This is a genomic window from Streptomyces sp. NPDC000229 (genome assembly GCF_040300825.1).
GTDB lineage: Bacteria > Actinomycetota > Actinomycetes > Streptomycetales > Streptomycetaceae > Streptomyces.
The window spans coordinates 1-9,781 of record NZ_JBEPEL010000134.1 but is presented as its reverse complement, the minus strand read 5'-3'; the positions used below and the strand labels follow the sequence as shown (position 1 = coordinate 9,781).

Sequence of the window (9,781 nt, the reverse complement as noted above, 5' to 3'; positions counted from 1 at the left end):
ATTCGGGTCGGAGAGGTTGTCGCCGGTGTTCACCACGAAGTCCGGGCGCAGCCCGGCGAGCGACTGGAGCCACGCCCGCTTCTTGTGCTGACCGCCAGATGGGACGGCTTGTACGTGAGGACGAAGGGCACCTGGTCGCCCGCCTCGACGGTGAACTCGGCGCGCGTGGTCATGTTCTCCCCGTACACCTTGACCGGCGTGTGAAGCCAGAACGCGTCGGGTCCGGCCACCGCGCGCAGGGCGTTGCCCACCCGGTTGACCCACGGGACGATCCGGCCATAGTCAGGGCGCAGCCGCAGGTCCATACGCATCGTCACCCGACCGCTGATGCCCTCCACCACCCGGACGATGTCGGCCGCCTCGCCTCGAGCGGCATGCAGTCCACTACGCGCACGCTGCCCTCGGCGGTGTGCCACTCGCTCTCCAGGATCAGCGTGTCCTCCCGGTAGCGGCGCCGCGTCGCGGGGCCACCCTGCGCCGGTGCGAGGAGCCACCGCCCGGCGCTTTCATCGTGCAGGAGGGCCGCGAAACACGCTGGTGAGTCGAAGCGGGGCAGGCACAACCAGTCGATGGAGCCGTCTTTCCCCACCAACGCGCCCGACTGCAGATCGCCCACGAAAGCGTAATCCTCGATGGCACCGGCCATGACCGCACTCACTCCTCACGTCGGCCGCAGCGGCGTGCGGGCCTGTGCACTGGGCCCGCCCGGGGACATACCGCGGCCTGGGTTGCCACACCGCCCCGCGCTCCCGTCGGTGGGTGCTTGGAACATGCACGCTCACAGGGCGCACGAAGGCAGCACGGTCCTTGGATGAATTGCGTCTCAGCGAGAGGAGTTCAGGGCGTCGTACAGCCACCCAGGCTCCGACTGAGCCGCAGAAAAACAGTCACATAGCTGACCACGTTCCGCGACCGGAGCATATGCAGTTGAAATGCGAACCAGCTGTTTTCCTGCATAGATGCGAATGGCATATGTCAGCGGTCCCTCGCGAGGCTCTGCGGCTTCAGATACCTGCCGCGTTGCTCACGGGGCCGTTGGACGCCCGGGCGAGACCTACCCGGACGCCGGGCACGTGGTGGACTACCTCGCCGACTACGAGAAGCGCTACGACCTGCCCGTCCAGCACGGCACCCGCGTGTTCAGGGGCGTGCCAGCACAGGGGCGCCAGGAGCGTGGTGGTCATGTCCGTTCAACGAGAGCTGCTCGGACCACCCATGCCGCCGAATGAGGGAAGGCATGGCCTTCACGGCCGGAGCCCCGGGCATCGTGATCCATACCCGGGGCTCCCGCCTTGTGGCGAATGACCATCCGAGCGTGCCCAGGGCCTGCTCAGCCATCTGAATGCCGACCTGGGCGGCGGCCGTCGCGCCAGCTTCCACCAGCATGGCCTTGACTCGGGTAGTGAACTGTCGCATCCGGCCCGGCTCGGGGTTCGGCGACGTCGCTTCGTCGTGGAGCTCCTGGGCGACGCGTTCCAGTTCCACGCGGTCCGTTTCGGGCATGTCACCACCACAATCGGGCCTCCGAGTTGGATGTGGGCCCGCACCAGCAGGTCGCGGTAGTCCTTCCAGGAGAAGCTCCTGCGTGCGCCCTTGAGCAGGAGATGGGTGCGGGGCCGGTGGATGAGGCGGCTCTTCTCACCGGGTTTGTAGCAGCACAGTGCGGCAACCGAGGTCCGGCGGCGGGACCTTCCACGGACCCGGATGACGGGAGTCTGCCCGCGTCGGCCCCGGGTGCGGGCGCGGGGCGGCGTCATCGAGAAGCCGGCTTCGTCCTCGAAGACGATCCAGGCCCCGGACGCCGCCGCGAGGCTTTTACCCGCGGCCAGACCTCCTTCTTCCACAGCTCGATCGCGTGCTCGTCGCGTTCGAGGGCTCTGCGGGCAGGGGCCTGCCAGGACTAGGGCCTCTCGTTCGGGTCTTGCTGGGCTCGTGACGCCTGGACACCGCACCCCTGATCCAGCCTGATCCAAACGAAAGAACCTAGCCGTGCCGTTTCAGCAACCGCCATACCGTCGCCACCGACAGACTCACTTGCAGCCGACGGCGGATCACCGTCTGGACCCGGGCCAGAGTCCAGCGTTCGTCTTCGAAGCCGTGCGCCGACGGGCCCTTGCCCAGTTCCTCCTCGAGCACGGTGAACTGCGGCGGGGCCGTGGGGTGGGCCTGGCTGGCCAGGCCCACGCCGACTCCCCGTCGTTCCCTCCGGTCAACCAGTCGTACAGGCTGAAGGAGTCGGTCCGGCTCTACACCCCGGGTGCCAGCGGTGCCGACGGGGGCCGGCGCCGAAACTCCCGCCGGTGGCGCTGAAGCCACGGGGGAGGGTGCGCTGAGCCGGGGCAAGGCGGTGGGCCTGGCTGACCTGGGGTGTCGCAACGAGGCTCCCCCTTGCCGAACGGAATGAGATGCGGTGCCCTCTCCCGGTCTCTCCGCAGTGCTGTCCCCAGTCTCAGGCTTGGTCATCTGTAGTCGGCTTGCAGTGGACCCAATGCTGACTTTGCTGATGGTTCATCAGGTCCGCAGGTCGTACCTCTTGACTGGTCCGGTCCCTGCCATGAGTCGGTCGGTGCTCGGGCATCTCGAACGTTGCCGGCTTACTGCGGCGCCGGGCACGCGGAGCGTGCGGCGGCCAACAGATACCGACGTGTCGCGCGGCAGAGAGCGGGGCAGGCGCGCCGAGCGGATGGCCCTTCTTCGGCAGGATTGCGGCCCGCAACTGGCAGGGTGCGTTCCGGAGTCTGTTCAGAAGTGTGGCGACGCTCCCGCCCACCACCCCTTCGCAACGCCGGATCGCTGCCCCAGGGCCGCTCGCGGGTGCCGTCCTGACGACGGCGACAGGCCGCCGTCGTCAGGACGGCAGGCGCCCGGCGTCGTACTGCTCACGCCACCTGTCGATCAGGGCGGCCATTTCGCGCTGCATGAAGGCGTAGAAGTTCTGCATCTCGTCGAGCCGGCGACCGGCTGTACTGTCCCTGCCCGCCGCCTTGATGCCCTCGGCCGCAGCGTCCTCCATGGTGGCGAGCAGGGCGTTCTGACTGCTCATCAGAGTGGCCCACGCGTGCTCGCGGAACCGGTAATGATCTCGGCGGCTGCCGGGGGCGGGGACGCGCTCGATCATGCCGGTCGGGATGAGCTGCTTGACCGCGCCGGAGACCGCGCCGGAGCTGATCCGGAGCACGTCGCAGAGGTCAGCGGCAGTCATGGTGTCGTCCTGGCTGAAGAGAAGGGCGGTCATCACGCGGGCGGTGGTTTTCTGCATCCCTCCTTGGGCAAGGGTGAGCGCCAGTTTCTCGGCGGCCTCGCGCAGTTGTGCGTCCGTATGGTCCATGACTCCTCCTCGATCGGCTCCACTGAGTATACCGAGACCTCGAAATGCTTTGATTGTTTACAGATCTCTGAAACCTCGATACGTTCTGAGGTATGGAGAACGCGATCGAGCTCCGTGAGCTCACGAAGACATATGGCCCCCGCCGTGGTCTGACCGGCCTGACCCTGGACGTCCGGGCGGGCGAGGTCTTCGGCTTCCTCGGCCCCAATGGCGCGGGCAAGTCCACTACCATCCGCCTGTTGCTCGACCTGATCCGGCCCAGCAGCGGCACTGTCACCGTCCTCGGCCTGGAGCCCCGTGCCGACGGCCTGGCACTGCGCAGCAGGGTCGGCTATCTGGCCGGAGACTTCGTCTGCGACGGCCGCCAGAAGGTCCGCAGCTACCTGCGCTTCCTTGCCGCGCTGCGGGGCGGCGTTCCTCAGCAGCGCATCGACGAGCTCGCCGATCGGCTCGGACTGGATCAGAGCGCATGGATCAAGAAATTGTCCAAGGGTAACCGTCAGAAACTCGGCTTGGTTCAGGCATTCATGCACCGGCCACAGCTTCTGGTGCTGGACGAGCCCACTTCGGGGCTCGATCCGCTGGTCCAGCAGACGTTCCTCGACCTGGTCGCCGAGGCAGCCGCCGACGGCCGGACGGTCTTCATGTCCAGCCACATCATGAGCGAGGTCGAGGCGGTCGCCCATCGAGTCGGCATCATCCGCGATGGGCGCCTCGTCGCCCTCGACACCGTGGCCGAGCTGCGTGCCGGAGCCGTACGAGACATCGAGGTCACCTTCGCCGCCCCCGTGCCGCAGAACGCGTTCGCAAGCGTGCCCGGTGCCGACCGGCTGCGTCTCGACACCGCGGGAACAACCCTGCGCGGCCAGGTCACCGGCAGCCCTGACGGCCTGATCAAAGCCCTCGCGGGCTACACCGTCACCGGCCTGCGCGCCACCGAGCCCGCCCTCGAAGAACTCTTCCACTCCTACTACGAGGGCGCCGAGGCCGCCCCGCGTACTGCGCCCGTCAGCGCCGCATGAGAAGGACCCTCACCATGAACACCGCCATCTTCACCAAGTCCCTCGCCGACAGCCGCCGCAGCCTCGCCGGCTGGGCACTGGGGACAGCGGCTGTCGGGATGATGTACGCGAGCACCTACCCCTCCCAGCGGGACAACACCGCAAGCCTCCCCGAGGCGATGCGCGAAGCCCTGCACATCGACGCCACCGCCGCCGGCTATCTGCACGCCAGCGTCTTCGGTGTGATCCTTCCGCTGCTCGCCATGATCTACGGAGTCGTGGTCGGCTCCCGCGCCATCGCGGCAGAGGAGGAGTCCGGACAGCTGGACCTGCTCCTGGCTCATCCCCTCACCCGCACCCGACTCGCGTTGCAGCGCTTCGCGGCCCTGATCGCCGGAGCGGTGGTGATCTCCCTCCTCGTCTGGCTGGCCCTGCTCGCCATCCGTGGCAGTGCTGAGCTCACCAGCATCACGTCCGCAGACTTCCTCGCCCAGTGCCTGAACCTGGCCCTGCTCGCCATCACCTTCGGGGCACTCGCCCTCGGCATCGGCGCCGCCGGAGCCCGCAGGGCAGTGGTACTGGCCACCAGCGCGGTCATCGGCGTCCTGGCCTACACGGCCAACACGTTCGCCGCGCAGGTCGGCGCCGACTGGATCGCGTACCTGTCGCCGTTCCACTACTACATCGGCGGCGAGCCGCTGAAGAACGGCTTCCAGTGGGGCGACGCGACGGTTCTCGCCGTCGGCCCCGCCGTCATCGTCAGCGCGAGCCTCCTTCGCTTCAACCGTCGGGACCTGGGCTGAGCATGCACGTTTCTCCCGAGCGCCGTGACATGCCCCGACAAGGATCCGGTGGAGCCCTGCCACGACGGCCGGAGGCTGTTTGGTGGCTGACGCTCGTTGCGTGATGGCGTCGAGACCGGCTACGCCTGCTGAACCGGACCGGCGCTGCGGGCACCGTCCGTGGCAGGCGGAGGAGTCCCGGAACGAGCCCTCGCCCAGTGCCGTCAACCCCGAGGGGAATAACACGATATATGTGGAATCGTTGCTGCGGTCGGCGAGGTCGACGTTCGCTGTGCCGGGAGATGCTGGCCCGGATCGCGCACCGCGGCCCGGACGACTCGGGAGAGACGCGCCGCGGGGACGTCTGGCTGGGCCATCAGCGGCTGTCCATCATGGATTCGCAGGGCGGCCGTCAGCCGCTTGTGGGTCCGGACGGCTGTTCCTGCCTCGTTGCGAACGGTCAGATTTACAACCACCGCCGCCTCAGGGAGGAACTGGGCGCTGAACGGTTCGTGACGGGCTCCGACAGCGAGGCGGCCCTGCACGTGCTGCTCGATGACGGCCCCGCCGGATTGACCCGGCTGCGCGGCATGTTCAGCCTCGCCTACGTCGACCATGCCGGTTCGCTTCTGGTCGCCCGCGACGCCCTGGGGGTGAAACCGCTGTACTGGGCGCGCAGGCACGACTGTGTGCTGTTCGCCAGCGAACTGCGTGCCTTCGATTCCGCCGACCGTCCGCTGGTGGAGAGCTTCCCGCCGGGATACTGCTGGACCCGGCAGGGTGGCCTGGTCCGCTTCGCCGACGCCGTTCCGGCCCGGGTCCGTCCCGCCCGACGCCCGCAGGCTCCCGCCACGCCGGGTCTGTTGGGACGAGGCGCTGCTCAAGGCGGTACGCGAGACGGTCGTCGCCGCGGTGGAGGACCGGATGATGAGCGACGTCGGTATCGGTGTCTTCCTCTCCGGCGGTCTCGGCTCGGCGATCGTCACGGCCGTGGCCGCGGAGTACGCGAAGCGTCACGGGCGCCGCCGGCCGCTGCCGACGTTCGCGGTCGGTACGCCTAACAGCCCCGACCTGCTGGCCGCCCGCGTGGTCGCGGCGTATCTCGGCCCCGAGCACCACGAGGTGGTGATGACGCCCGAGGACGCGGTGGCGGCGCTGCCGAGGGCGGTGCGGGCGATCGAGCATTTCGACGTGCATCTGGTACGCAGCGCGGTGCCGAACCTGTTGCTGGCCGAGTACGCCTCCCGGCACGTACGCACTGTCCTCACTGGGGAAAGGGGCGGACGAGTTGTTCGCCGGCTATCCCGACTGCCACCGTGACCCGTTCTTGGGTCGGGACGCCCTGCAGGCCAGGCTGGTGTCGATCGTGGAGGGGTTGCAGTGGGAGAACCTGCAGCGCTGTGAGCGTACGACGATGGCGTACGGGCTGGAGGCCAGGGTGCCGTTTCTCGACCGGGATGTCATCGAGCTGGCCCTGTTGATCCCGCCGGAGTACAAGATGACCGGTCCGGGCGTCGAGGAGAAGAAGCTGCTGCGGGACGCCTTCGCCGGCTCGCTGCCGGACGAGATCCTGCGTCGCGGCAAGCTCCAGTTCGGCCACGGCTCCGGGGCCAAGGACGTCCTGAGCGAGGTCCTGACGGCGGCGGGTTCCGCGCAGACCGTGATGGGTGACGCCGACGAGGAGGCGGCGTTCTACGCGCCGTGGCTCGCCGAGTTCCCCGGTGTCGATCCCGACGGGCTCTGGGCCGTTCAGCCCCGCTCACCGAGTGAGGCCACAGCATGGCGGAACGCCTCCAGGCAGCGGTCCCAAGCTTCTGAGCCCTCCCGCAACGACAGCAGAAGGGGCCACAGGTCGGCGGAGAAGACCCGGCTGGCCTCGGCCGGAACGAGGGAGGGGAGGTTGTCGATGGCGATGATGTCCAGGGGCCTGGGATCCCCGCGCAGCCGCTCCACAGGGTTACCCCAGTCGGTGACGTGGTCATAGACGGGGAGGGCGTTGAGCTCGGAGCCCACGTCGCAGGTCACGTCGGCGATCAACGACAGCCGCCGCTCGTCGTCGAGGTCTGCTTTCGTCAGAAGCGGAGGTACCGGTCGATGGCATCCGATGGTGTTCACGAGGATGTCGTGCGCGAGCAGTGCGTTCCGGTTCAGGTCCCGGGTGTCATCGGGCCTCCAACGGACCCGCTCGATACCGGCCGCCCTGAGCGCGTCGCAGGCCCCGTGCCCCGAGCGCCCGTCCGCTCCGATCACCACGGCGGTGGCGGCACCCACGCGTCGGCCGGGGGCCGGCCTTCTGTGCGGTTCCTCCCGGGATGACGAGACGAGCGGCGCCGTCAACTCGCCCCGGCGCTGGAGAACGGCCAGTGCAGCGCCTACGTAACCCGCCCAGTAGCCGAAGGCCACAACCCGGCGGCCCTCGGCGTCGAGGAGGTGTTCGAGGTCGAGCAGGGTGCCGCCGCCGGCCTCGAAACGCCGCAACAGCCGCGGCGCCCCCGGCTGCCCCTTGTAGGCGTGCCGGAAGAGGATGTGCCGATGGACCAGCTTCGCGGGTTCGTCGGGCAGTTCCTTGAGGCCCAGGACGAAGTCCGTCGCGGGACATCGGCTCCCCCAGCTGCCCTGCGGCGCGATCCCACAGCCGGCATCGGCGTACGCGCGGGCGGGGAAGACGCGCTGCGACGATTCCTCGACAGTCAGGTGCACGCCTGCCACGAGCAGCTTGCGGGCGTCTTCAGGCACGAGAGCGGCACGTGGTTCGGTCTGCCGGGATTCGTGTCTCGTCCAGAGTCGCAGCATGTCAGGCACGGGGTAAGTGTCTGACGCAGGTGGCCGGCTGTACGGCTCGCCGCGCCCGTTCGTCACCTCCCGGCACCGGCCGGGCGGCAGCCGATCAGGGGCCGCACCTCGTCAACGGGATGCGAATAAGGCACTCAGAAGTGATTCTGCCGCCCAGACACGCTCATGACTTGCTGAAATCAACTGACAACCGCCTGTAGTGGGCGGTCGGTGAACGGTGAAGGGATGACCATGAGCACTGCCCCAACGGCAGCCACGGACGGTGAGCACTCTGCCGCTGCTATCAGCACGGTCGCGGGGACCGGAAGCGCCGGGTTCAAGGGGGACAACGAGCCGGCCGTCTCAGCTCAGTTGAATGCTCCCTACGGTGTCGCGGTGGACAGCGCCGGAGCCCTCTACATCTCCGACTACAGCAATCATCGGATCCGGAAGGTCACCACGGACGGGAAAATCAGCACGTTCGCGGGGAACGGGTCCGCCGGGTCCCAGGGGGACAACGGTCCTGCCGTCTCGGCCCAGCTGAACTGCCCGCGTCAGATTGCGGTGGACAGTGCCGGCACTCTCTACGTCGTCGATACCGGCAACCATCGGGTCCGGAAGATCACGGCCGATGGGACGATCAGCGCCGTCGCCGGCACGGGCAGCCCGGGATTCAGTGGTGACGGCGGCCTGGCCACGGCCGCCAAGCTGAACACTCCGCTCGGGGTGGCGGTGGATGGCACCGGCGTCCTGTACGTCACCGACTACGGCAACTGCCGGGTCCGGAAGGTCGCGGCCGACGGGACGATCAGCACGGTCGCGGGGAACGGGTCGGCCGGCCCGGGGGGTGATGGGGGTCCAGCGGTTTCAGCCCAGCTGAACAACCCGCACGGGGTGGCGGTGGACGGCGCGGACGTCCTCTACATTGCCGATGCGGACAATCACCGGGTCCGGAAGGTCGCGGCCGACGGGACGATCAGCACGGTCGCCGGCACCGGCAGCGCGGGATTCGGCGGTGACGACGGTCCGGCCACTTCGGCCCAGCTGAACCTCCCTTTGGCGGTGGTGGTGGACAGCGCCGGAAACCTCTACGTCTCCGAGTACCACAACCACCGGGTCCGGAAGATCACGCCTGACGGGACGATCAGCACCGTCGCCGGCACAGGTACCAAAGGCTCCGCCGGTGACGGAGGCCCGGCCGACTCGGCCCAGTTGCAACATCCGCGGGGTCTCGCTGTCGACTGTGTCGACACCCTCTACATCGCCGACCGGAGCAATCACCGGATCCGGAAGGTCGCGTCGAAGCTGATGGCCGGGCTGCCCGACTCGGGCACAGTGGTCTCCTGGGCCAACGTCCGGAGCAGGCTGCGGATGGGAGTCCTGCGTGAGTCCACCCAGGACGGGGCGGAGATCCACCAGTCCCTCGCCTCCCCCAGGGCCCACCAGCGATGGCGGCTGATCGCGGCAGGCCAGGACGGCGGCGAAATCCTGTACAGGATCGAGAACGTGCGCAGCGGCAAGGTCCTGGAGGTCGTCGGAGGAGGGACGGCAGACGGGGCGGTGGTCGCGCAGCGCGCCTACGAAGGAAGCGCCGCAGACCACCAGCAGTGGAGGCTGATCCCCGTGGGCTCGGTGACCGACACTCCGCGGGTGTACGAGATCGCGAACCGCAACAGCGGTCTGCTGTTGCGCGTCGACACCAACGCCCCCACGGTGGTCAAGCAGTACGGGGCACAGGGTGACCACCGCGACCGGCAGTGGCAGCTGCTCCCCGTGTGACACATGAACGAGTGGTCAGGGGGCTTCTCGCCCCTGACCACGAGCTGATGGTGCCCGGGCAGGCCGCCTGTCAGGTCGTGGGCCTCACCGGCGAGGGGTGACCACGGACGGCACGCCCC

At 68.5% G+C, this 9,781-nt stretch carries 7 protein-coding genes and 4 pseudogenes; 6 read left to right on the top strand and 5 right to left on the bottom strand.

The annotated features are described in order from the left end of the window. Window positions 1-98 precede the first annotated feature (98 nt). The 4 genes and pseudogenes from ABT360_RS34340 to ABT360_RS34325 all read right to left on the bottom strand — a co-directional run. Window positions 99-646, bottom strand: a pseudogene (locus tag ABT360_RS34340) (trehalase-like domain-containing protein); the annotation flags it as partial. A gap of 494 nt (window positions 647-1,140) precedes the next feature. Continuing rightward, window positions 1,141-1,503, bottom strand: a complete 363-nt coding sequence (locus ABT360_RS34335) for a hypothetical protein (protein ID WP_351825515.1) — start codon at window positions 1,501-1,503, stop codon at window positions 1,141-1,143. A gap of 2 nt (window positions 1,504-1,505) precedes the next feature. Continuing rightward, a pseudogene (locus ABT360_RS35475) lies at window positions 1,506-2,223 on the bottom strand (winged helix-turn-helix domain-containing protein); the annotation flags it as partial. A gap of 625 nt (window positions 2,224-2,848) precedes the next feature. Beyond that, a complete protein-coding gene (locus tag ABT360_RS34325; RefSeq protein WP_351825509.1) occupies window positions 2,849-3,328 on the bottom strand; it encodes a GbsR/MarR family transcriptional regulator in 480 nt (159 codons plus the stop codon). Window positions 3,329-3,420: 92 nt separating this feature from the next. Between ABT360_RS34325 and ABT360_RS34320 the strand changes: the two genes are divergently transcribed. From ABT360_RS34320 to ABT360_RS34300, 5 genes and pseudogenes are all read left to right on the top strand, one after another. Continuing rightward, the gene (locus tag ABT360_RS34320) at window positions 3,421-4,350 is read left to right on the top strand and encodes an ABC transporter ATP-binding protein (protein WP_351825507.1); all 930 of its coding nucleotides are present in this window, start codon (window positions 3,421-3,423) and stop codon (window positions 4,348-4,350) included. Between the two features lie 14 nt (window positions 4,351-4,364). Then, complete coding sequence (locus tag ABT360_RS34315; protein ID WP_351825505.1) at window positions 4,365-5,132, top strand: ABC transporter permease; 768 nt, start codon at window positions 4,365-4,367, stop codon at window positions 5,130-5,132. Window positions 5,133-5,362: 230 nt separating this feature from the next. Continuing rightward, window positions 5,363-5,773 (top strand): annotated as a pseudogene (locus tag ABT360_RS34310) (hypothetical protein); the annotation flags it as partial. Between the two features lie 118 nt (window positions 5,774-5,891). Then, window positions 5,892-6,431 (top strand): asparagine synthase-related protein, encoded by a 540-nt coding sequence (locus ABT360_RS34305; protein WP_351825503.1) that lies wholly within the window; start codon window positions 5,892-5,894, stop codon window positions 6,429-6,431. 37 nt (window positions 6,432-6,468) lie between these two features. Beyond that, a pseudogene (locus ABT360_RS34300) lies at window positions 6,469-6,699 on the top strand (asparagine synthase C-terminal domain-containing protein); the annotation flags it as partial. 161 nt (window positions 6,700-6,860) lie between these two features. On the opposite strand, the gene ABT360_RS34295 reads toward ABT360_RS34300, so the two are convergent. Further along, entirely contained in the window at window positions 6,861-7,904 is a 1,044-nt protein-coding gene (locus tag ABT360_RS34295; RefSeq protein ID WP_351825513.1) for a saccharopine dehydrogenase, read from the bottom strand. A 231-nt stretch (window positions 7,905-8,135) separates the two neighbouring features. Between ABT360_RS34295 and ABT360_RS34290 the strand changes: the two genes are divergently transcribed. Then, the gene (locus tag ABT360_RS34290; protein WP_351825501.1) at window positions 8,136-9,662 is read left to right on the top strand and encodes an NHL domain-containing protein; all 1,527 of its coding nucleotides are present in this window, start codon (window positions 8,136-8,138) and stop codon (window positions 9,660-9,662) included. Window positions 9,663-9,781: the final 119 nt, after the last annotated feature.